Origin of the sequence: Streptomyces sp. IBSNAI002 (genome assembly GCF_052244475.1) — a bacterium.
Lineage (GTDB): Bacteria > Actinomycetota > Actinomycetes > Streptomycetales > Streptomycetaceae > Streptomyces.
On record NZ_JBQPXG010000005.1, the window covers coordinates 153,680 to 175,436 of the forward strand.

A 21,757-nucleotide genomic window follows, 5' to 3' on the forward strand; every position below is an offset into this window, starting at 1 on the left:
TATTTACCCAACGTAGGAGTGCACATGTCATTCGAAATTGAAAGCCCGTGGACGCCAGCCCATCAGGCGGTCGAGTCCGAAAACTATGCAGAGTTGGCCCGTCTACTCGACGCCGGGTCCGACCCCAATGAAATCTGCTGTGGCCTGACTCTACTGACTCATGCGATTGACCTGGAAGGGGACTCTTCCCTTCAATCCGGAAATCCTGCAAATTGCGTTATGACTGCCATCACGCTGGCCTATGGCGCCGATCCAGGTGCTTCGGGTCCAGATGGGGAAACTCCACTCACTGTCGCAGAATCCTATGGACACGAAATGGCCGTGAGACTTCTGCTGCGACACCAGCAACGATAGCGAACCCGAAAAACCGTGCACGACTTGACTGCTGGCACACGCACGCCGCGCCGAGGGTAGTCCGCTACCACCCCGGGTTATCCCGCCGTAGCGGGACATAGGGACCCGGACACGAAGCCCGCTGGGGGGTGCGCGAAGTTGTCCGGCTGGCTCCTACCCTGCCCAACCGTGCCGGCCAGTCGCTCGTCGGAACGGATCGCGGACACGATCCCACCCGGAGGAGTAGTCCGTGCCCCGGACCCGCCCTCCGGCGAATATACTGAGGGCACCAAGTTACTCAGGCGCGAAAGCCCCTCCACCGCGATGGAGGGGCTTTCGTATGTTATGCCCGTTTCGCCACTACTCTCAGGCCACCTGGAGCTTCGGCCTGCCCGTCGGGGCCGGCGGAGCCTGCTGGTACGTCGGGAGCTTCAGGTTGGGCAGGTCTCCTGCCTGGATGCGGACGAGGGCAGCCCGGAAGGCCGCCTCCATGCTCTCGGGGCTCTCGTACTTCGCCGCGAGGGGATGGAGCCGGTAGGAGTTGCCGTTGCGTTCCTCGCTGCGCGGCCGGAGCACGATGTTCAGCTCGCACAGCGGCGCCATCAGGCCGCTGACGGCCTGCGGGGTGACCCCGTACTCGGCAGCCATGTCCTTCTGCCGGACGGACAGTCCTCCCCCGAAGTCGCTGCGGGAGACGAGGTACTGGAGGAACTTGACGGCAGACCCCGACAGGGGCAGGGCCCAGATGCGCTCCGCGATGATCGGAGACATGACGTTAGCCATGGAACAGCATCCTTCCTCGTGAGCGGGCGCCCGCGCAGGGGCATGGCAGAACTATCACCCGGTACGCCTCCTCGCGCGATAGCTCTCTTCCACGACCGGACCGAGATCCAGTTCCTCCTGGTGCGCGCCCTCCGGACCCACCGAGTACGGGAAGACCTCGGTGTCGTGGTCGTGGCGGTCGGCGATCTCGGCCAGCACCTCGTGCTGGGCGGTGCTGTTGCCGTGGAACCACAGGCGCACGTTGATCTGGATCCGGCCGTTGCCGGCCTTCTCGACCCAGTTGTAGCCGCACAGCGCCTGGACGGCCCGGTTGACCGTGGACCGTGTGATCATCTTGCCGCCCTTTTGCGCGGCGATCTTGTTCAGGCCGTCCGTGATCTCCTGCTGGGTGTACTGGGTGATGCCGGTGCCCGGTACCTGTCCTCCCGCGACGAAGAGGAAGACGCACAACTGGGACTTGGTGATGCTGTTCGCGACGGCCAGCTGCGCCAGCAGCTGGGTGAACCAGTTGCTGGCCAGGCTGTACCCGGAGCCCCCGGCCATGTCGTGGACGGCGCGCGGGTCGGCCGCGTACTCGAGGTGAACTCCGGTGAGGCGGCGGCGGCCTCCGGGGTCGGCCGCCTCGGCGACCTTCTCCCCGAGCTGCTGACCGAGGACCGCCAGGATGTCTCCGTACTCGGCTTCACTGCCCGCGGCGGTGGGGGCGGGTACAGGCCGGGGCCCGCGCCGGCGACGGGCGGGCGGATCAGATGTCACAGGACCTCCTTGTTACTCAGGCGGTCCGAGACTATCCAAAAAATCAACGTGTGCTTGTCTTTTGGCGCTCCGGCGCGCCGGAAGTCCTCGCAGGATGTGGTCCTGTTCGAACGCTGCGCCAAAAGTACACGGTACGTGAAGTTTTTTCGCCGCCGGGGCCCAGAAGTACACGTCTCCTTGATTTCGGTTGTCGTGATGGCGACACATACATGTAGGACACATGCATCCTGTGGACAGCTTTTCCGTGTCCGGCCAACGCTCCGACCTGCGGTGTTGTCCGGCCCGTTGGGGCTCTCAGAAAGTCAACGCCTGCTTGATTTTTCAGCGAAATGTGCTCGCCAGGTACACATTTGGGGAGGCCAAATGTGTCCTGGGGGACACATACCTCGCCGGAAACATGCAGGTCAGAGGGGGTGCGCGCCCGGAGCTCTCTTACTAAAGAGCAACGTGCGATCGGGCCTTGGTCAACCGTCTTGCTCCTCTTTTTGGAGCACACGCTGCCTGTGGTTGTGACGCCTCGTAGCACAGTCCAGGTGTCTGGGTCCTCTCTCCTGTACGACCCAACACCTCAGCCGACACACCCTCACCCCGGAATTCGCCAGCCCAACGGCATGGCTGGTGTCCCCCACCCCTGCCCAAGTCCCGCCCAGCCCACTGCCGTTGCAGGCCCTCATGCCCAGTGAGGGCGCCCAGCGCCCGAGGGGTGCACCGCCGACCGTCAGGGAGGCGGGGCAGGGCATGAGGGGGAGCGGGTCCAGGGCGCCCTAGCGCCTGGCGAGGGGGTCTGGGGGGCGAGTAGCCCCCCATGCCAAGGCCGGTCCAGCGCGGCCAGGCGCTGGCGGGGTCCAGGGGCTGGCCCCTGGGATCAACGGTCCGCAGTTGGCCGGGGACAAGAACTTAGCTGTCTCAGAGGACGGTTCGTGACCCTTTGAGTGATTCTGTCGTCGCCTGATGGTGTGGGGTGCGGGCGGAATCCACTGGTCCGCAGCCGGTGGTCTGTTGGGGTGGCGGGGTGAGTGAACGCAAGCCGTACCCGAGTGACTTATCGGACGAGCAGTGGTCGTTGATCGAGCCGGTGATCACGGCGTGGAAGGATCGGCACCGCTCGGTCAGCGGCCACCAGGGCGCCTACGCCATGCGGGAGATCGTGAACTCGATCCTCTACCAGAGCCGGACGGGCTGCCAGTGGGCCTACCTCCCGCACGATCTGCCGCCGAAGAGCGCGACGTACTACTACTTCGCCGCCTGGCGGGACGACGGAACCGACGAGGTCATCCACGAACTCCTGCGCTGCCAGGTCCGTGAGAAGGCCCGCCGATTAGAGGACCCGACCCTGGTGGTGCTGGACACGCAGAGTGTCCGTGTTGCCGCCGGGGTCCCCGCCTCCACGACCGGCCGGGACGCGGCGAAACGGGTCCCGGGCCGCAAGCGCGGACTGGCCGTGGACGTACTCGGCCTGGTCATCGCCGTCATCGTCCTCGCCGCGAGCGCGCATGACAACGCCGCCGGCATCGCCCTGCTCGACCGGGTCGCCGAGAACACCGCAGGAACCGTCGAGAAGGCCCTGGTCGACCAGGGCTTCAAGGCCGCCGTGGTCGCCCACGGCACCACGCTCGGGATCGACGTTGAGATCGTCGAACGCAACCCGCAGGACATCGGGTTCGTGCCGCAGCCGAAGCGGTGGAGGGTCGAGCAGACCTACGGGGTCCTGATACTGCACCGGCGCCTGGTCCGCGACTACGAGCACCGCCCGGCATCCTCCGCCTCACGCGTCTACTGGGCCATGACCCACATCATGGCCCGCCGCCTGACCGGCGCGAACACCCCCACCTGGCGCGATGCGGAAGCGGTGACGGCGTGAACATCGAGCCCCTGCTCGACGCGCTCGACGTCCAGCAGGACGCTGCCCGGTCCCTGGCCGAGGACCTGCGCACCCAGATCGCCGAACTTCAGGGCCGGCTACGGGAAGCCGAGACCCACCTCGAACACCTCGCGATCACCCGGAAGACCGTCACCGCCCTCGCGGACCGGATCCCCGCCGGGGCCGACTCACCCGACCTGCCCGAGCACCCGGACTACCCCCGCATCCTCGGCGTCTTCAACGACGCGACCGGACCGCTACGGGCCCGGGACATCTGCGAAGCCCTCGACCACGAACTGCTGCCGAAGAACATCGAGGGTACCCGCGCCAAGCTGAAACGCCTGGTCAAGCTCGACGTCCTCACCGAGGTCGATGCCGGCAGCTTCACCAGGAAGCAGTAGCCGACCGAGCACCGCGACCAGCAGCCCTGCCCCATCCTCACCCGGAAATGGACATCAAGTCGCGAACCGCCCTCTCACAAGGCATTTGGTTGCTGAGGGGGCCGACGGGGCTGTGCTGCCCAGCGACCGGGGCAAGCCCTGCGGTAGCCAAGGCGCCCTTCCCTCTTTCGGTCGATCGAAGCCGATGTGCGACGGGAGAGGGCAGAGGTGTATGGTCCGCATTGTTTGAACATGTTCAAGAACGGACTGGGGGGTCTTCGTGCGTGATGGCACCGGGACAACGAGACAGCGGACCACCGACACCGCCTGGAGTGCCACCGCGCCCGGCGCGGAGATGGTGGGAGGAGCGTTGCTCTTTTGCGCCGTGTTGTACGCGTGGCTGGTCTCGCTCGCCGAAGAGCCCTATAACAGAGGCTTCGGCGGTGGCATCGCCGCACTCTTCTGGCTGGTCGTCATGTTCTTCGGGAGCCCGTTCATCGTGCTCGCGCTGGGCTACGTACACAGCTTTGTCTTCACTACGCCGGTGATGGTGCTCTCGAACCTCGCGGGTGTGCGCACCCGGATGTCCGCCTCGTACTGGGTTCTGCCGGCACTGGTTATGCTCGCGGCCGGCTACGCGATGCCGATCTGTCTGCTCAACGGCAGCTCGTACGGTGCGACGCTCTGCTGGATCGCGGTGATCGGGATACCTCCCGTGGCGGTGGCGGTGTTCGCACGGATGCGGCAGGTGCCCAGGCGGACAGTGCGGCGGTATGCGCTGGCACCGATCGTGGCCGCGGTGATCACCACCTTCTGCCTCGGTGCCGCAGCTCCGGCGTACCAACCGCCGGTGCTCGAGCGCGCCGACTACGTAGGCGAATGGGCGGGTGACGGCGCGGTCCTGGAGCTTGGATCCGGGGGCGAGGCCTCGGCGAAGGTGCTGCCGGTCCACGACGGGTTCGAGGTGGTGGACCACTGCTCGGGGCACGGGACGTGGGTGCCCGCGGAGGCGCAGTACGGGAGCCGGGCGGGCGTGGCTCTGGCCGTCCCCGACTGCAAGGAAGCGGAGCTGAGGTGGGAAGTGGCGGGGACGGAGGGGCGGCCGGAGCTGTTCGTACTGCTGGGCGATCCGGACGCGGGAGAAGTGGTCGTGCTGCGCAAGCAGACGGGGTAGTCGGTACAGGCTCGACGGCGGACGAGCCCGTCGGCCTCGCCTGTTCGTCTGCCGCCCGGCGTGCTGTGGGCACGGAGGTGGGCTGACAGTCGAAGGCGCAGTTACCGGAATCTTCGGACACCTCAGTCCAAAATCGGCCCTCACAATGGCACCCTGGAGGGCCGAACAGCGTGGCGCCGGTGTGATGGGGTGCGGTCGCACCTCGCAGGCCCTCACGGGGGCGCACGGCGCTTTCGGGCCCTTCCGTAAGGGCACTTGGGTGCCTGATGGTCCCCTGAACGGCGCAGTCGCGACCGCCTGCCGCTGCCAGGGGGAGGCCACCCGGCGCACTCGCCGTGGCTCAAGCCTCAGGACAATACGGGCGGGTGGTTTACCCGGCGCACCCGTCCGGCGATGACATGCCCTCGCCTACCTTCACTCCGTAGTCGTCTGACTACTTTGAGTGAATGGAGAGTGTGGATGCGTTCGACGTTCATGAGCCGACTGGCAGCCCTCGCCCTGCCCGCCCGTCCGGGGGAATCCATGCGCCGCCCGGTCTCCCGCCTGCGGACGGGGGCATTGGCCGTGGGGCTCACGCTGGCGGTGTCCGCGCTGGTGCCCCCGGGCTCCGCTGGTGCGGCCGAGCAGTACCAGTGGGCCGCGCTGGGTGACTCGTACACGGCCGGCGGGTTCGTCGGAACCCCTCAACCCCCGCTCGGTGATGCGTCGCGGGACGGCTGCGACCGAACCTCCGACGCCTACCCCGGCGTGGTCGAGCGGGAGCTCGACGAGTTCCCGCCGGGCAAGTACGTCCACCTGACCAACGTCAGCTGCGGCAACGCCACCATCGCCGACATCGCCAACACCAAGCAGACACCGATCAGCCCGGTCCAGCCCCCCACCGGTGGCTGGCCCGCGGTGGACCCGCAGATCCAGCGAGCGAAGCTCAACGCCGACACCGACGTGGTCACCATCGGCGTCGGCGGCAACAGCCTGCCCTTCGGCGGCATGCTCCTGAAGTGCCTCGAACTGGGCGCGACGCCCGGCAAGTCCTGCCGCGAGCACTACACCAGTCCTCCTGAAGGGGAGGAAAGCATCCAGGACAAGCTCGCCCGGGTCCAGGACGAGTACATCGAAATGCTGGCCAAGGTGCACGAGACCGCACCCAACGCGAAGGTGATCACCGTCGGCTATCCGGCCGTCCTGCCGCAGGAGGGCACTGCCTGCAACCGCCTCGCCCTCACCGAGCTGAGCGCTATCAAGCACGCCGACGTCGACTGGCTCCGCGACGAGGTCCTCACACCGCTGAACAGCACGATCCAGCGCGTCACATCGTTCTTCGGCGACCGCTACGTGGACATCTACTCCTCCAGCGTGGGCCATGACGCCTGCCAGCCCGCAGGCACCAAGTGGGTCGAAGGAATCTGCGGCGACGCCGAGGACTACTGGCCCTCCAAGCTCCCCGGCACCCTGCTGAACTGCGCTCCCATCAACAAGCGCGTCACCCTCGTCCACCCCAACGCCGAAGGCCACGCCAACACCGCCGCCCACGTCGAACGAGCCATCCGCATCGCCCTCCTCGAACGCTGACCGGAAGGCCCAGCCCGAGCGGTACAAACGCCGCGGCAGTGCGGGAGAGCACGAGCCCGGACCTGGTGTGACAGGCCTCGCCGGCAGCCGAGCACACAGTCGTAGCCCCGGTCGGCGTGCAGCCGCCGGGGTCTGCGGCGGGGTGGTCCTGTAGGCCCCGGATCGGCGGGACCTCATCCAGCAAGGGCAGGAGCTGGGTGACGTCGAGTCGGTTGCCGCCGGTGAGCATGAGCGCGGGCCCTGCCAGAGATTGGATCTTCCCTCTCCGCGCGTACCTGTAAGGCGGCAATCCGGGACAACACGCTGCAAACAGCGGCAACATGATTCGGTGTGCCTCTTCGCCTTCCCGCCCGAAGGTTAGTAAGGTACCCGCATGACCGCTCCATACGATCCGGAAGTCAGGGAAAAGGTAGTCGCCAAGCTGCCCGCGTCCCTGCGGCAGGAACTCAAGGTCCGCGCAGCCCAGTTGGGCGTGGACATCCAGGACGCCGTCACCGAGGGCGTCCGCGCCTGGCGTGCCGACGCCTCCGCAGCCACCGCCGTGGACACCTCCGGCGCCTCCTCCTTCTCCACCTACCTCCCCACCGGGCTGTACGGGGACTTCAAGGAGGACTGCCGGGTCCGCGAGGTCCCCTACAACCAGGGCCTCGCCCAGTCCATCCGCCTGTGGCTCGACACCCACCCCTCCCCTACCGGGCGCCGCCGGCCCTCCCACGAGGGCGCCCGCCGGATCGTGGTCTGCAACCAGAAGGGCGGCGTCGGCAAGAGCGCCATCAGCAACGGCCTCTCCCAGGCCCTCGCCGAGACCGGCGCCCGCGTCTGCGTCATCGACTTCGACCCCCAGGGCCACCTCACCCGCCACCTCGGCGCCGAGATGCTCGGCATCAAGGAGCCCAGCCTCGCCAAGCACATGCTCGGCGAGATCGAAGGCCGGGTGCGCGAGCTGCTCGTACCGATCGAGCACGGGGTCTTCGCCGGCCGCCTCTTCCTGCTCCCCTCCTGCAAGGACGCCTTCCTCCTCGACGCCCGGCTGGCCACCACCCGCCACGTCCGGACGAAGGAAACCGCCCTGGAGAAGGCCCTCGAGGAGCTGGAGAAGGAGTTCGACTACATCGTCGTCGACTGCCCGCCCAGCCTCGGCTACACCATGGACACCGCCCTCTACTACGCGCGCACCCGCGAGGGCGAGGCGGACAAGACCTCCGGCATCATCGTCCCCGTACAGGCCGAGGACACCTCCGCCGACGCGTACGACATGCTCAGCGAGCAGATCGAGGACCTGATCGACGACCTCGACATCGAGATCGCGCAGCTCGGCTTCGTCGTCAACCTCTACGACAGCCGCAAGGGCTACGTCGTCACCTCCTCCCTCAACAGTTGGAAGGAGTTCGGTGACCCGCCCGTCATCACCGTCATCTCCGACCTGAAGGAGCAGCGCGAAGCGGTGCGCGTGAAGCTGCCCCTGCTGCACTACGCCCCGGAGTGCGAGCAGTCCGAGGCCATGCGCGAGATCGCCCGGAGGATCGCGGCATGAGCAAGAGCGACCTCCTCGGCACCGGCGCCGCCTTCAGCAACGCCCGCCGCACCGGCGGCCGCAGCGAACGCGGCCGGGCCAAGGCCATAGCGCAGGGCGACGTACCGGCGTACGAACTCATCCGGGCCCCCCTCGACCAGGTCTCCCCCACTCCCCTCAACCCGCGCCGCAACTTCGGCACGGACGAGGAGATGACCCGCTTCGGCGAGGAGCTGCGCCAGGCCCAGCTGTCGGCGTGCGTCGTCGTCACGCGCGGCGCCTACCTCGCGCTGTGGCCGGAGCACGACTCCCGCATCGGCGGGGCGGCGTACGTCCTCATCAACGGCGAGCGCCGCTTCCGCAGCGCCCTGCACGTAGGACTCGAGTCGCTGGACTTCGTCGTACGCGACGACCTCGCGGCCACCCGCACCGACTTCATCGACCACCTCCTCGCCGAGAACCTCGAACGCGAGGACTTCGACGTCATCGAGCGGGCGCGCGGTGTGCAGCAGCTCGTCGACACCTGCGCGGAGGAGGGCGGCCGGGAACACGGCGCCAAGTCGCGGGCGGCGGAGCGGCTCGGCAAGTCGCCGTCCTGGGTGACGAACCAGCTGGTGCTGCTGGACCTCCCCGAGGAGATCCAGACGCTGCTGAGCGCGGGGGAGCTGCCCGAGCGGGACGGGCGGGTCCTCGCCCGCACGGCGAAGGAGCGGCCGGATGCGGGCGCGGGGGAGCTGCTGGCGTTCCTGAAGGAGACCAAGCAGCAGGAAGCCCAGGTCAAGGCGGTACAGCGGGAGATCCTGCGCGACGCGCAGGAGTCCGCACCGATGCCTGCGGTTGCCGAGGCGAGCCCCGCCGGGGGAGTGGCGCAAGCCCCGGCACCCGCCCCTCAACCGACCCGACTTTTGTCCGCGGACAAAAGTCGGGAGCCCGAGGCCGCGTTGCCGATGGCCCCGCAGCCGCCCGAGCCGGTCGCCGAGCCGGTGCCCGTACGCCCTGCGCAGCCGTCCGTGCAGGCAGCCGCACCGGCGCCGACCACGCAGGCACCCGTAGCGGCGGCACCGGTTCACGAGAGTGAGCCGGAGGGCGTCATCCCGCCCCAGGGCAGGGGAGCGGGGACGACCTCCGTCCCATGGCAGGACCCCAAGGCCGTGTACGAGGCGATCGCCGCGAACATGTCGGCGAAGCACCGCGAGGAGCTGACGATGCTCCTGATCGAAGACAACGAGGGCAGCTGACAGCTGCCGACCCCGCACCCGAGGGCCCACCGCGAACCGTTCGCGGTGGGCCCGACTTTTGTCCGCGGACAAAAGTCGGCGCGAGGGAACGAGACGCACACCGACGTACGGGCACCCTGTGCGGGGGCCAGGATGCCCCGGCACCCAGGTGTCAGCGGTGATCGCCATCATGGGGCGATGACGAACTGGAACATGGCCACCGGCAGTGTCTGGCGGCTCCACCACGGAGACCAGGAGATCGCCCGGCTGACCGTGACCGGTGCCGATATGCCCTGGACGCATGCCGAAGTCGAGGCCCTTCCCGGCTTCGAAGAGTTCCGTTCCCTCTTCGCCGAGCAAGACCAGGCCGTCGACGACGAGGACTGGGAGCGGGCCGACACCTGCTACACCCGGATCCGCGGTGCGCTCACCCTGACGTTCCCCGACGGCCGCCCGGTCGCTGAGTTCATGCTGTACATCCACGGCGACGGCACCGCAGGCTGGCGGTGGCACGACGAGCCCTTCGACGCGGAACAGTAGCCCGCCGGCATCGCTACGGAGGCGGCCGACTTTTGTCCGCGGACAAAAGTCGGGACCGAAGCGGGCTTCTCCGACGGCAGGAACAGAAGGGGTGTCCGGCTCCCTCTCCGGCCATGTCAGTGGAGATCGCCAGGGTCAGCGCACTCGATCAGCTGAGGAGCGCGGACCCATGAAATCTCCATCCGAACTGGACACCGTGCCGTGGCACACCCTGACCCACGCCTACGGCCCTGCCGAGGACGTTCCCGAGCTGATCAGGGCGCTGTACCAGGACGACGAAACCGCGGCCGACGAGGCGATCCACGAGCTCTACGGCAACATCCACCACCAAGGAACGGTCTACCCCGCCTCGGCACCCGCCGTCCCCTTCCTCGCCCATGCCGTCCGCCACGCCCCGGTCAAACGCGCCGAGCTGCTGATGCTGCTCGCCACGCTCGCCGACCACGACCAGGCGGACTTCGAGTCACCGAACTGGCACGGCAGCTCGGTCGCCGCGATCTGCGCGGAGCTCTCCCAGGTCCTGCCGGAGTTGTTGCCCTGCCTGACGGACGCCGAGCGCGAGGTACGGCGGGCCGCCCTCCGCGTGACCGCCGCCGTGGCCGACCAGCTGCCGGCCGACCTGCACGTTCCGGTCGGGGCCGTGCTCGACGCCATGTATGAGTCCGACCCCGTGCCGGCAGTCCGGGCGGACGCGATGGTCGTCCTGGCCCTGCTCGGCCGGGAGATGGAAGAGCCCCTTGAAAGCCCCCTGCCCGAAGTCAGGCTCGCCGCGGCCATGTTCGCCGCCGAGCACTCCGGTCCTCCGTACGCGAACCGGCTGGTGGAGGTCCTTGCCCAGGACGGTGCCGAACCCGACCCCGGAGACGACGGCTTCCCCTGGCCCGGCGCCCCCTCGCAGGAGGCGCACCTCACGGACCTTCTGACCCGGGACCCGGACGCCGGCCTCGCCGTGGCCGCCGACTGGATCGCGGCCGGGGACCTCCACTCCCGCGGCTCCTGGCTCGCCCGGGAGGTCGTGGAGACCTGGCGCGACCGGGAGCCGGAGGTGCTGAACCTGCTGCTGAATGCCCTCCCTCATCACAAGGGGACACCTGCGCTCGCCCGCACCCTGTCCACCATCGCCTCCCGGGCGGGGCACTTGCCGCAGCCGGGCGCCCAGCTTCGCGACACGTTGTACGACTACGGACGTGCAGAGGGGGACACCGCCGAACCGGCGCTCCTCGCCCTGGTGGGCACCCGCGACCCCCGCGCCCTGGAACTGGTACTGGACCATCCCGACGCCACGACGCTGCGCATGGCCTCCCGAGCGTTCCCGGCCGCAGGAGACCTGCTCATCCCCGTCATCCGCCGAGAGCTCGCAGCCGGAGCAACCGGGAACGCCGCGACCGACCTGATCGAGGCACTGGTCCCCCTCGGTGTCGAGGCCCGCCAAGCCCAACCCGAGCTGCTCGCCTGCCTCCGCACGAACCGGGCCCCCGTCGCGGCTGCCCGCCTGCTCGGCCACGACACCAACGCGACGCCCGACACCATCACCCTGCTCGCCGAGGCCGCCCGGAGCGCCGACGCCTCAGTCCGCTCGGCAGCCGCCGTCGCGCACCACAGCTTGACCGGCGAGACCGAGCTCGCGCTCCACACATTCGAGGACCTGCTGCTCGGCCCGGGCCCGACCCACTGGTACCTGCACAGCCTCATACCGCTCGGCCCCGCCGCCGCCCCCTTGCTGTCGTCCATCGAACCCCTGCTGACCGCCCGGCACGCCTGGACCCGCACGGCGGCCGCCGCAGCACACCACGCCATCACCGGTACTCCCGCCAACGCCGTCCCCGTCCTCGCGGAACTGGTCTCCGCCAGCCCGGTCGGCCTCAGCGCCCTGAAGGCCCTCGCCGCGATCGGCATGCTCCCCGAAGAGCTCCGCCCCACGCTGCGCGCCTTCGCCTTCTCGCCGCTCCGCCTGCTCAGCAACACGCCCCTCAACGAGGACACCCACCCGGACGAGGAGCTCCGCACCCTGGCTTGGCGCCTCCTCTCGGCCGGCTAGGCAGGCTGGGCGCGCGGTTACCAACCAGCCCCGACTTTTGTCCGCGGACAAAAGTCGGATGCTGATGGAGAGGACGTCCCTCACCGCTCAGGTCTGCCGTCGGAACGTAGCTCGTCGCCATCGAACAGGGGATGGTCCGTCGACTAGGGGGTGCCGCGACCAGTGCGCCTCTTGCTTTTGTTGGGGTTGAGGAGCGCGTTCCTTTGTTCACGAGTTCCGGTTCTGGCACCGCTTCGATGGTCCGGTGGCAGCGGTTGCTGGAGTCCCGGATAGGGACTCGTCGGCAGAAGACGAGGGCCCACCGCCCATGAGGCGCGTCCGGCGTCACCAGGGACGTACGCGCCCCCGACCGTCCGGATAAACGGATGGTCGGGGGCGAGCGTGACGCGGCAGGATGCTCTGCATGACATTGCCCACGCCCGAGCTCCACACCGCCCGCCTGCGACTCCGGCCGTTCACGGACGCCGACGCGGCGCCGCTCTACGCGCTGCACAGCAGCATCCGCGTGCTGCGTTACTGGGACTCCCCGCCGTGGACCGAGCCGATCCGAGCCCAGCGCTTCATCGGGACGTGCCGGACGATCGAGGAGGAAGGCACGGGAGCGCGGTTGGCCGTCGACCGCGTCTCCGACGGCGCGTTCATCGGCTGGTGCGGCCTGACCAGTTGGAACCCGGACTTCCGCAGCGCATCCCTGGGCTACGTCTTCGACGCCGCCGCGTGGGGCCACGGCTATGCCACGGAGACCGCGCACGCCGTCCTGCGGTGGGCGTTCGACACCCTGGACTTGAACCGCGTCCAAGCGGAGACTGACACCCGCAACGTGTCATCCGCCCGGGTCCTGGAGAAGCTCGGATTCGTCCGCGAAGGCACTCTCCGCGAGGACTGCGTCGTCAACGGCGATGTCTCCGACTCCTGGGTCTTCGGCCTCCTCCGCCGCGAGTGGGCCCCGACGGCCACGTCGACGGCCGGCCGCTAGTGCCGAGTGGAGCATCGCCTGGCCCCGCCCCAAGGATGGAACCGCACGTCGGTAGTCCGCTCCGCACAGTGGCTGCGTCCCACAGCATCCGGCCGGGCCCCGCCCCGGACATCTTCGACTTCGTCTGACACCCACGTGCCGTTGCGCGACTCCGGGGCCGGCCACCGGGTAGGGCTGCCGCAACCGGAGAGGCCGGCTCAGATATCCAGCCGCGAACAGCCGCGGCGGGTACAGACCACGCCGGCGAGCATGGTGTCGTTCTCGTCGTACATCAGGATGTAGACCTCCACGACGCCACCCGGGCGCGGAATCCGCAGTGATCCGCTCCATGGCTGGTTCGGCCCGCCCGCGTACGCCCACGGGCTGCAGCGGGTGGTGTCCGACACCACGTCGCCGTTGAACCCGGTGGCGCAGACCTGACGTCCGCCGCTCGCGGCGTGGACGACGCCGGACACGCTGGCGGTGTACCCGTCGGTGAAGTTGATCGTTCCGGCGGCGGTGCTGTTGCCGTAGGCAAAGTTGAAGGGCACGGACACGGGGGCGGCTTGCGCCGGCGCGGCGAAACCGATGGACGCCATCAAGGCCACCACCATCAACATCAAAAGCTTGCGCATGGCTCTTCCTCTCCTCTGACGAACGTGGGCGCCGGGCCAACCGAGTGGCACACCATCTCCGTCAGAAGAAGCCAATCAGCAGCCCACGGACCCTGCTAGAGCGTGAAGTAGCCACGTGTGCAGCAAAAAGACCGAAATCCTCTACTCGCCCTTAAACAGCCGAAATCATCCATAGGCAGGTCTGCGAACGTCCATCGGCACTGCCCCCCAGGGCGCAGTGCACGCGGCCATGCCAGTCCGTCGACACAGAACTGCCCGCGCACCATGTGCATGCTTCCGTCCAGCGCGTCGACGAGGACGGCGGCAGGCGCAGTCGGGGCAGTCTCGCCAGGGAAGCCGACTTTTGTCCGCGGACAAAAGTCGGGAGCGGATCTTCCGGGTCTCTGCGGGGGCAAGCCAATACCGCAGATCGCTGCCGGGAGCCGTAGCCGAGTGGCGATACTGCTGGCAGCAACAGGAGCCTGCCGCCCGAGGGTGGGGCGGGCCGAGTGGGGGGTGTGCATGGCGGGGTCGGGGCAGCGGAGCCGGTCGCGTGGTGAGTTGATTCGGCAGCGGTCCAGGTCGCAGTTCGTGGGGCGTCGGGCGCAGTTGTCGTTGTTCGCCGAGAACCTGACGAAGGATCCGGAGTCCGCGGAGTTCCTGTTCCATGTGCGCGGGGTGGGCGGGGTCGGCAAGAGCACGCTGGTGCGGCAGTGGCAGCAGGCCGCGAGGGCGGCCGGGGCGGTCACCGCGGTGGTGGACGAGAACGACGTGCACGGTGTCCAGCAGGCTCTGGTGGAGCTGGCGCGGCAGTTGGCGGAGGAGTCCGGGCCGTTCAAGGAGTTCGACCGGGCCGCCGAGCAGTACCGCCGCGAGCAGGAGGCGGCTGCCGAGCCGATGCCGGTCGAGGGCGCGGATCCGGCGGAGGGCGGGGCTTCGGTGTCCAGCCGGCTGGTGTCGCAGGCCGCGTTCGGTGCCGTGTCACTGATCCCGGGGGCCGGGGTGATGACCGCCATGGCGAACCCGGACACCGCCGCCCAGGGGCTGGACCGGCTGCGGGCGGGGGTGCGGGGCCGCGGCCGTCGCGCGCGCGGCGGGGACGCGGCCGGGGTGAGCCGGGCGTTCGTCTCCGAGGTGGGCCGGCTGTGCGACCGGTATCCGTGGGTGGTGCTCTTCCTCGACACGTGGGAGCTGACCGGACGCTACCTGGACGACTGGCTGCGCGAACTGCTCGGCGACACCTTCGGTTCCTTGCCCGCCAACGTCATCGTCGTGATGGCGGGCCGCGACGAGCTCCGCGAACGCGACTGGGCCGAACTGCGCGCCCAGGTCGCCGACGTACCGCTGGAGGAGTTCGACGAGGCCGAGACGAGGGCGCTGCTCGCCGCGCGCGGCGTGACCGAGCCACAGGTGGCGGAGGCGGTCTGGCAGCTGTCGATGGGACTGCCCCTCCTGGTCGAACTCCTCGCACTCACCAGGCCCGCCGCCGCGCAGGACGTGGACGCGGGCGGGGACGTGGTGGACGCGGCAGTCGACCGGTTCGTCCAGTGGATCACCAGCACGCAGCAGCGTGAGGCGGTCCTGGCCTGCGCGCTGGTACCGCAGCTGAATGAGGACGTGTTCGCCGCCGCCGTACCCGTCGAGGCACAAGGACTGTGGTCCTGGCTGTGTGAGCAGCCCTTCGTCGCCGGCCGGGGTGACTTCAAGCAGTACCACGCCGTGGTCCGCGCCAGCATGGTCCGCCAGCAACGCACCCGCTCGCCCCGGCGCTGGGTCACGGCACACCTCCAACTGGCCGAGGCGCACGCCGACTGGCGCGACGCCGCCGAACAAGGCCTGCCCGAGGGCAAGCGGTGGAGCGACGCCGGATGGCGCCGTCACCACGCCGACGAGACCTACCACCGGCTCTGCGCACAGCCCGCCGCCCATCTGCCCGCAGCCCTCGACGAGGCCGTACAGGCCGCCGGGCGGGACACGGCCACGCTGCGGCAATGGGCCGACGCCCTCGACCAGGCAGCGCGGGACACGTCGGATCCCGAGCTCGTGCTCTGGGCACGGCGGCTTCAGGACGCGGTCGCGGGCGACGAGCCCGTCATGGCCGCGCTGACGGCCCTGCTCGCCGACGGTCGTCTCTCCACCGCCGCACGGGCATGGGCCCACACGTACCGCGGCCGGCACCTCTACCTCGAAGACCACGACGAGGAAGCCCTGACAGACTTCGACCGTGCTGTCGGACTCGACCCCGGCAACAGTCGTGCCTGGGCCTACCGGGGAGACTCCCACCGCTGGCTGGGCCACTTCGAACAGGCCATCAGCGATCTGTCCACCGCGTTCCGTCTCGACCCGACGTACGCCTGGGCGCTCCTGACCCGGGGCGAGGCCCACCGGGAGGCCGAGCAGTACGACGAAGCCATCACCGACCTCACTGCCGCACTCGAACTGGACCCCACCCTGTCCTGGGCCCACAGCCAACGCGGTGAAGCCCACCGGCAGGCCGAGCGCTACGACGAGGCCGTCGCCGATTTCACCGCCGCGCTCGACCTTGATCCCACCGACGCCTGGGCTCTCGGCTCCCGTGGACAGGCTCATTGGCAGGCCGACCGCTTCGACGAGGCCGTCGACGACCTCACAGTCGCGTTGGACTTGGAACCCACCCGGACCTGGTTGCTCGTCGTACGAGGGATGGCACACCGGGAGGCCGGCCGCGACAATGAAGCCGTTGCCGACCTGACGGCCGCACTCGACCACCACGGCACCGACATCGTGGCCATGACCCATCGTGGAATGGTGCACCGGGAAGCGGACCGCTCGGACGAGGCGATTGCCGACTTCACTGCCGCGCTCGCCGTGGACCCCACCAGCTCCATGGTCCTCATCCAGCGCGGAATCGCCCATCTGAAAGCCGAGCGCTACGACGAGGCCCGCACCGACTTCAGCACCGCACTCGACCTGGATCCCGCCAATGCCTGGGCGCTGGTTTCGCGTGCTGTAACGCACCGTCAGATCGGTCAATTCGAAGAGGCTCTCGCTGACTTCACCGCCGCGCTCATCCTGGAACCCGCCAATGCCGGACTACTGGTATCCCGAGGGACCACGCAGCATCAGGCGGGCCACTATGCCGAGGCCATCGCGGACCTCACGGCCGCCCTCGACATGGACCCCACACTGGTCGGGGCCCTCGTCTCGCGCGGACAGGCATTCCGGGACGCCGACGACCACGATCAGGCCATCAAGGACTTCACCGCCGCACTGATCCTGGACCCAGCGAACACCTCGATCCTCGTGAAGCGCGGAATCTCCCACGTCGAGGCCGGCCAATTCGACGAGGCCATCGCCGACCTCACGGCTGCGCTCGACCTCGTATCGACCGACCCCCTGGCCTTCCTCGCACGCGGGATGGCATACAGGGAGTGCGGCCGCTACGAGGAGGCCATCGATGACTTCAGCGCCGCTACGGCTTTGAACGCAACCCTGTTCGAGGCATACAACCAACGCGGTGAAGCCCACCGGCAGGCCGGACATTACGACGAGGCTGTCGCCGATTTCACGGCCGCGCTCGCTTTGGACCCCACGGACGCCTGGGCACTGGGCTCCCGTGGACAGGCCCACCGGCAGGCCCACCGCTACGAGGAAGCCGTAGACGACCTCACTTCCTCGATCGACTTGGATCCGACCGAGGCATGGCCACTCGTCGAACGCGGGATCGCGCACCGGGAGGAAGGGCGCTTTGAGGAGGCCATCGTCGACCTCACCGCTGCCCTGGCCCAGAGCCCGACGCCTGCGCGGGCACTCACGCACCGGGCCATGGCCCATGCCGGACTCGGCCATTTCGACGAGGCCATCGCCGATGTCACGGCAGCACTCGACCTGAATCCGGTCAACCCACTCGCCCTGGTGACGCGGGGGCTCGTCTATCGAGAGAACAATCATCCCGCTCAGGCCATCGTCGACCTCACCGCGGCTCTCCACGAAATCCCCACGCTGGTGCCGGCGCTTGCGCAGCGCGCCCTGGCCCACGCGGCGCTGGGCCACTTCGACGAGGCCATCACCGATCTCACGTCAGCACTCGACGGGGATCCCACCGAAGTCTCCCTCATCACCAGCCGAGGAGCCATCCGCCGGCAGGCCGCCCGTCATGACGAGGCAATGGCCGACTTCACCGCCGCACTCGAACTGGATCCGAGCAACGCCTCGGCGCTCCAGGAACGTGCCATCACCGCTCGTCACATGGGGAACTACGAGCAGGCCGGCCACGACCTCGAGCGGGCGCTGGCCGCGAACCCCGATGACATCGAGTGTCTCTTCGAGAAGGCGATGCTCGACACGGTCCGGTCCGGAATCGATGGGGCCAGGGAGCAGTGGATGGCGCTCGACCACCTGGATGCCGCGCCCGACGACACTCCTGCCGCCGTCACCTTGATCCGTGTCCTTCTGTTCGATCATGAGCACGGCGTCGCGGAGGCGACAGAGACGTTCCGCTCCCGCACTCCAGACCAGGGCACGCTCGCAGACCTTCAGTACTACCTAAGCGAGTTGTCAGCCTTGGACAACGAAGTGGTGGCGCACCGGGTGCGGGCGTGTCTGCAGATCCTCTCGGAGCACGCAGCCGGATGAAGAGGATGCCCACGTCGGCTCGCCTTCGCCGTTCCAGAGTCGAGTCGGGCCTCCCAGGCAAATGGATCATCCGCTGGGTTCCTCCAGCCCGGCCCTCGTCAAACCCGTTTGCCGTAGGGCCGGGTGGAGGAGCAGGCTTGCGCGGTGATGATCGACCTGGCACCCCGCTTTCTGACCTGGGACGACGTGGATCCAGCCCGCCATCCCTTCGACGCCGAGTCGGTGCCGCGGACGGTGCGGTCCCTCGGCCCCGCCCGCCGGATTCCCAGCCGCCCCGACACCCCTCACGGGTACCAGGTCATCAACGACTGGAGTTGGAACAAGGGAAAGCCCTGGGCAGAAGCCATGGGATACGCCCTCATCGAGCAGTACGGCCGCTGGACCGTGGGCTGGCGCTGGGCGCACGACGAAGGCGACTTCGACGGAGGGCCTGTCGGGAACTGGTGCTGCCCACAGCACTCGATCACCACCCCGGAAGAGACACTCACCCGCGTCACGTCGGCGCTGTGCGAGTGGCGCGCGTGGCTCGAGAGCCTCGCCGGCTGGTTCGAGGCGTACCCGTTGGCTCTTGCCGACGTACAGGACCAGCGCATCCTGTGGGAGCGCGCCGCCCGCAACTTGATCCTCCAGGTGACCGACCGCACCGGCTGTGGCAGCGGCTGGTACGGCCACTGCCGGCAAGTGCTCACCTGGTTCCTCAGCCGCTGGGGCGTCGTGCCGGACCTCGCAGCAGAACTGGTCGATGAGGCGATCGGCGGGCGGTTCGAGAGCTGGATAGGACCCGACACGGTGCTGGTCGACGATGTCGCGGAACGGCTCGCCGTGTCACTCCGGCCGGACGACGGCATGCAGCCAGCCGGGCCCGCGGAGCAGACGGGACCCGCGCCGGACCACCTTGAGCGCTGGCTCGCGGTGCGTGAGACCGTGTCGTGGGTGGAAGCACCGGACGGCGGTGGTGACGGACCGGTGCTCCCGGCGCGCGATGGCGCTGTGGAGGATATCCGTGCCTTCGACGGAGCCCTGGACCCTGACCGGGCCGACGGGATGCTGGCGGCCCTGGAACTGCTGCGCAGCGCAGCGGTACGCGGAGCCTGCCTCGACTTCGAACTGCTCCGGTGTGCCCAGCAACACGTTCTGGGCACACCGGAGCTGCCGCCGTTCCGTGACCTGCCTGCCTTCGCGAAGGCAGGCAGGGAGCGCTACGGCATCAACACGGACACCCGAGCCCGCTTCGACGTCTGCCTGGCCGAGAGTGCGCGCGACGCGCAGAGCCCGGTGCCCCTCACGGCCCGCGCCGCTCGTGCCTATCTCGACGTCTGCTTCTTCCACCCCTTCGCCGACGGCAACGCTAGGTCCGCCTTCCTCACCCTCGTCTTCGTCCTCGCCCGCGGAGGCGTTGTGCTCGACGACGTCACCCTTCTGCGCCGTGTCACATTCCAGGCCGACGAGCCCGCAGACGCACTCGTCCTCGCCCGGTACATCGACTCCCACCTGGCAGACACCCGGCGCAGCGCCGCCGGTGCCGGCCACCGACCGGGGATCTGACGCCCACCGACGGGCTCGTTCCGGCAGCCGGACCGCAGGTGTGTACTCCGTGGTCTGTGCGTGTCTCGGCCGTCTCGAGTCGGGGCGGGTCGGGTCGGGTCGGGTCGGTGTCTGGTCGACCTTTGTCCGCGGACAAAGGTCGTGTCGGGCGATACGGATGCGCCTGCAGCCGGCGATATGTGCGGTGTCATTGGCTCCGCATCGCCGACGGCCCGCCCTCATTCCCGGGAGGCGAACCGGTCGAGGGCCTTGAGGACATGGGCGCGGGTCGTGTCGCTGCCCAGGTGCCCGGCGCTGTCGATCACAGTCAGCTCGGCATCGGGCCAGGCACGGGAGAGTTCCCATGCCGTATCGAGGGCCAGTCGATCTCGGAGCGCCGGGTGGTGGTGACGGCGGCGATCACGATCTCCGAGACCCGCTCCGGGTACTTCTCGGCGTAGGCGAGGATCAGCGTGGAGCCCCACGAGCCTCCGTAGAGCAGCCAGCGGTCGATGCCCAGGTACCGGCGAAGGCGCTCCATGTCGGCGACCAGGTGCCAGGTGGTGTTGTGGCCCATGTCGGTCGTGGGTTCGCTTGCGTGGGGGGTGCTGCGGCCACAGCCGCGCTGGTCGAACAGGACGACCCGGTAGCGGTCAGGGTCGAAGTACTGCCGTGCCCCGGTCCCGCATCCGGATCCGGCCCGCCGTGGACGACGAGGGCCGGCTTGCCGTCCGGGTTGCCGCAGACCTCCCAGTACGCGAAGTTGCCGTCGCCGACATCGAGCATCCCCTTCTCGTACGGCTCGGCTGGCGGGTACAGATCGCTCATCATCCAGACCTCCTCGTAGCCGAAGGGGGTGACGTGTCTCCGGAGCGGCTCAGGCTAGTCGCGGTAGCGGGCCTCGACGGCATGGTCGATACGGAAGAGCTCGCCGCACTCCGCGCAGTACGCCCTGCCGAAGACGTAGGTCAGGGCGTGCGCGACATCGGCCTGACCGTCAGTGAGAGCACGCGCGTGGAGTCGCTGGGCGAGTCCTTCCAAGGAGGAGGCGGCTGCGGGCTGCAGATCCCTCCGGTGCTCAGGTGCCTCGTTCATGTAGAGGCCGTCGGTCGTCGAGAAGTAGCCGTGCTCGCCGAACACGACGAAGTTGTCGGTCTCGCAGGCGGGGCAGGGGACCTCGTACTCCTCACCGCTGAGACCGTGCAGCTCTTCCCCCCACACCTCGACGCCTTCGAAAGCGAGCAGGGCTTCCAGCAGTTCCACGTAGTGCTGTGGGCTGCGGGCCAGTGACGGAAGGCCCAGAGCCTCCTCCACCAGTTCGATCAGCTCTGCGGTCTCGGCGGCGTAGACACCCTTGGGCTCAGGCGGCCCGAAGGGCTGGTCGGTGCTGGCGACGATGGAAGCGGCCAGGAGCAGAGGCATGGTTCGGTCTGCCGCAGTCAACCGGCGTGCCTTCTCGGTCAGCGGGGGCAGGGCAGCGTAGCTCGCGGGGTAGACCGTTCCCTGATGGCACAGGCGAGACCAGAGCTCGTTCCAGGCGGGATCCTCCGGGTCGGACCCGGCTGCCTCGAGGAGGCCAGGGACGTCTTCGGCGGTGCCATAGGCATGGGTGAGCTGAGACCAGTCCGTCATGGGGCTGATCAAAGCAGACGTCTTCAGAGTCCGAGCCTGCGCCCCCGGTACTGGGGCACGTGCTCCAAGGCGTACGGCATGCCCCAGCCAGCTCACCGCCAACTGCCGTGCGCACGCCCTGTGCGGCCCTCGACTTTTGTCCGCGGACAAAAGTCGAGGGCCGCCTTACGTGTCGGACGTAACCCTGAAACAATCTTTAGCACCCAGGTATCGCAGATATAAGATCATGAAGCGCGATGGGGCGGCAGCGGACG

The 21,757-nt window shown here is 68.7% G+C and carries 16 protein-coding genes and 2 pseudogenes; 12 read left to right on the forward strand and 6 right to left on the reverse strand.

Annotation, left to right across the window (positions count from 1 at the left end; genetic code table 11):
- Window positions 1–219: 219 nt before the first annotated feature.
- On the forward strand, window positions 220–354 hold the full coding sequence (locus ACTVZO_RS42500; protein ID WP_443304052.1) for a hypothetical protein: 135 nt from the start codon (window positions 220–222) through the stop codon (window positions 352–354).
- 345 nt (window positions 355–699) lie between these two features.
- Here the strand turns inward: ACTVZO_RS42500 and ACTVZO_RS42505 are convergent, their stop codons facing one another.
- A complete protein-coding gene (locus tag ACTVZO_RS42505; protein WP_443303962.1) occupies window positions 700–1,116 on the reverse strand; it encodes a hypothetical protein in 417 nt (138 codons plus the stop codon).
- A 54-nt stretch (window positions 1,117–1,170) separates the two neighbouring features.
- Window positions 1,171–1,872: a hypothetical protein gene (locus tag ACTVZO_RS42510; RefSeq protein WP_443303963.1), complete on the reverse strand. Its 702-nt coding sequence runs from the start codon at window positions 1,870–1,872 to the stop codon at window positions 1,171–1,173.
- A 1,012-nt stretch (window positions 1,873–2,884) separates the two neighbouring features.
- On the opposite strand from ACTVZO_RS42510, the gene ACTVZO_RS42515 reads away from it, so the two are divergent.
- The 4 genes from ACTVZO_RS42515 to ACTVZO_RS42530 all read left to right on the forward strand — a co-directional run bounded on the left by ACTVZO_RS42515 (window position 2,885) and on the right by ACTVZO_RS42530 (window position 6,856).
- The gene (locus tag ACTVZO_RS42515; RefSeq protein ID WP_443296339.1) at window positions 2,885–3,733 is read left to right on the forward strand and encodes an IS5 family transposase; all 849 of its coding nucleotides are present in this window, start codon (window positions 2,885–2,887) and stop codon (window positions 3,731–3,733) included.
- Window positions 3,730–4,134, forward strand: a complete 405-nt coding sequence (locus tag ACTVZO_RS42520) for a hypothetical protein (protein ID WP_443296338.1) — start codon at window positions 3,730–3,732, stop codon at window positions 4,132–4,134. The genes ACTVZO_RS42515 and ACTVZO_RS42520 overlap by 4 nt, the downstream gene beginning before the upstream one ends.
- A 259-nt stretch (window positions 4,135–4,393) precedes the next feature.
- The gene (locus ACTVZO_RS42525; RefSeq protein WP_443303964.1) at window positions 4,394–5,287 is read left to right on the forward strand and encodes a hypothetical protein; all 894 of its coding nucleotides are present in this window, start codon (window positions 4,394–4,396) and stop codon (window positions 5,285–5,287) included.
- Window positions 5,288–5,746: 459 nt separating this feature from the next.
- Window positions 5,747–6,856, forward strand: a complete 1,110-nt coding sequence (locus ACTVZO_RS42530; protein WP_443303965.1) for an SGNH/GDSL hydrolase family protein — start codon at window positions 5,747–5,749, stop codon at window positions 6,854–6,856.
- Window positions 6,857–6,950: 94 nt separating this feature from the next.
- On the opposite strand, the pseudogene ACTVZO_RS42535 reads toward ACTVZO_RS42530, so the two are convergent.
- Window positions 6,951–7,091 (reverse strand): annotated as a pseudogene (locus tag ACTVZO_RS42535) (IS5/IS1182 family transposase); the annotation flags it as partial.
- A gap of 138 nt (window positions 7,092–7,229) precedes the next feature.
- Here ACTVZO_RS42535 and ACTVZO_RS42540 point away from each other — a divergent pair.
- From ACTVZO_RS42540 to ACTVZO_RS42560, 5 genes are all read left to right on the forward strand, one after another.
- Window positions 7,230–8,390, forward strand: a complete 1,161-nt coding sequence (locus ACTVZO_RS42540; protein WP_443303966.1) for a ParA family protein — start codon at window positions 7,230–7,232, stop codon at window positions 8,388–8,390.
- Window positions 8,387–9,607 (forward strand): ParB/RepB/Spo0J family partition protein, encoded by a 1,221-nt coding sequence (locus tag ACTVZO_RS42545; protein WP_443303967.1) that lies wholly within the window; start codon window positions 8,387–8,389, stop codon window positions 9,605–9,607. Before ACTVZO_RS42540 ends, ACTVZO_RS42545 begins: the two co-directional genes overlap by 4 nt.
- 177 nt (window positions 9,608–9,784) lie before the next feature.
- Window positions 9,785–10,126, forward strand: coding sequence for a hypothetical protein (locus tag ACTVZO_RS42550; protein ID WP_443303968.1), 342 nt, complete (start codon window positions 9,785–9,787; stop codon window positions 10,124–10,126).
- Window positions 10,127–10,295: 169 nt separating this feature from the next.
- Window positions 10,296–12,164, forward strand: a complete 1,869-nt coding sequence (locus ACTVZO_RS42555; RefSeq protein WP_443303969.1) for a hypothetical protein — start codon at window positions 10,296–10,298, stop codon at window positions 12,162–12,164.
- A gap of 403 nt (window positions 12,165–12,567) precedes the next feature.
- The gene (locus tag ACTVZO_RS42560; protein ID WP_443303970.1) at window positions 12,568–13,140 is read left to right on the forward strand and encodes a GNAT family N-acetyltransferase; all 573 of its coding nucleotides are present in this window, start codon (window positions 12,568–12,570) and stop codon (window positions 13,138–13,140) included.
- Window positions 13,141–13,337: 197 nt separating this feature from the next.
- Here ACTVZO_RS42560 and ACTVZO_RS42565 read toward each other — a convergent pair whose 3' ends face one another.
- Window positions 13,338–13,754, reverse strand: a complete 417-nt coding sequence (locus ACTVZO_RS42565; protein ID WP_443303971.1) for a hypothetical protein — start codon at window positions 13,752–13,754, stop codon at window positions 13,338–13,340.
- Between the two features lie 570 nt (window positions 13,755–14,324).
- Between ACTVZO_RS42565 and ACTVZO_RS42570 the strand changes: the two genes are divergently transcribed.
- Together ACTVZO_RS42570 and ACTVZO_RS42575 are read left to right on the forward strand one after the other, a co-directional pair.
- On the forward strand, window positions 14,325–18,347 hold the full coding sequence (locus ACTVZO_RS42570; RefSeq protein ID WP_443303972.1) for a tetratricopeptide repeat protein: 4,023 nt from the start codon (window positions 14,325–14,327) through the stop codon (window positions 18,345–18,347).
- Window positions 18,348–18,494: 147 nt separating this feature from the next.
- The gene (locus ACTVZO_RS42575; protein ID WP_443304053.1) at window positions 18,495–19,892 is read left to right on the forward strand and encodes a Fic family protein; all 1,398 of its coding nucleotides are present in this window, start codon (window positions 18,495–18,497) and stop codon (window positions 19,890–19,892) included.
- Window positions 19,893–20,250: 358 nt separating this feature from the next.
- Here ACTVZO_RS42575 and ACTVZO_RS42580 read toward each other — a convergent pair.
- Together ACTVZO_RS42580 and ACTVZO_RS42585 are read right to left on the reverse strand one after the other, a co-directional pair.
- Window positions 20,251–20,702, reverse strand: a pseudogene (locus ACTVZO_RS42580) (alpha/beta fold hydrolase); the annotation flags it as partial.
- A 51-nt stretch (window positions 20,703–20,753) separates the two neighbouring features.
- Window positions 20,754–21,503 carry a hypothetical protein gene (locus ACTVZO_RS42585; RefSeq protein WP_443303973.1) on the reverse strand — a complete coding sequence of 250 codons (750 nt, stop codon included), beginning with the start codon at window positions 21,501–21,503 and terminating at the stop codon, window positions 20,754–20,756.
- Window positions 21,504–21,757: the final 254 nt, after the last annotated feature.

Excerpts from the sequence above, each read along its gene's own strand:
- ACTVZO_RS42500 (WP_443304052.1), top strand. The coding sequence starts at position 220 with ATGACTGCCATCACGCTGGCCTATGGCGCCGATCCAGGTGCTTCGGGT.
- ACTVZO_RS42505 (WP_443303962.1), bottom strand. The coding sequence starts at position 1,116 with ATGGCTAACGTCATGTCTCCGATCATCGCGGAGCGCATCTGGGCCCTG.
- ACTVZO_RS42530 (WP_443303965.1), top strand. The coding sequence starts at position 5,747 with ATGCGTTCGACGTTCATGAGCCGACTGGCAGCCCTCGCCCTGCCCGCC.
- ACTVZO_RS42540 (WP_443303966.1), top strand. The coding sequence starts at position 7,230 with ATGACCGCTCCATACGATCCGGAAGTCAGGGAAAAGGTAGTCGCCAAG.
- ACTVZO_RS42545 (WP_443303967.1), top strand. The coding sequence starts at position 8,387 with ATGAGCAAGAGCGACCTCCTCGGCACCGGCGCCGCCTTCAGCAACGCC.
- ACTVZO_RS42550 (WP_443303968.1), top strand. The coding sequence starts at position 9,785 with ATGACGAACTGGAACATGGCCACCGGCAGTGTCTGGCGGCTCCACCAC.
- ACTVZO_RS42555 (WP_443303969.1), top strand. The coding sequence starts at position 10,296 with ATGAAATCTCCATCCGAACTGGACACCGTGCCGTGGCACACCCTGACC.
- ACTVZO_RS42560 (WP_443303970.1), top strand. The coding sequence starts at position 12,568 with ATGACATTGCCCACGCCCGAGCTCCACACCGCCCGCCTGCGACTCCGG.
- ACTVZO_RS42565 (WP_443303971.1), bottom strand. The coding sequence starts at position 13,754 with ATGCGCAAGCTTTTGATGTTGATGGTGGTGGCCTTGATGGCGTCCATC.
- ACTVZO_RS42575 (WP_443304053.1), top strand. The coding sequence starts at position 18,495 with ATGATCGACCTGGCACCCCGCTTTCTGACCTGGGACGACGTGGATCCA.
- ACTVZO_RS42585 (WP_443303973.1), bottom strand. The coding sequence starts at position 21,503 with ATGACGGACTGGTCTCAGCTCACCCATGCCTATGGCACCGCCGAAGAC.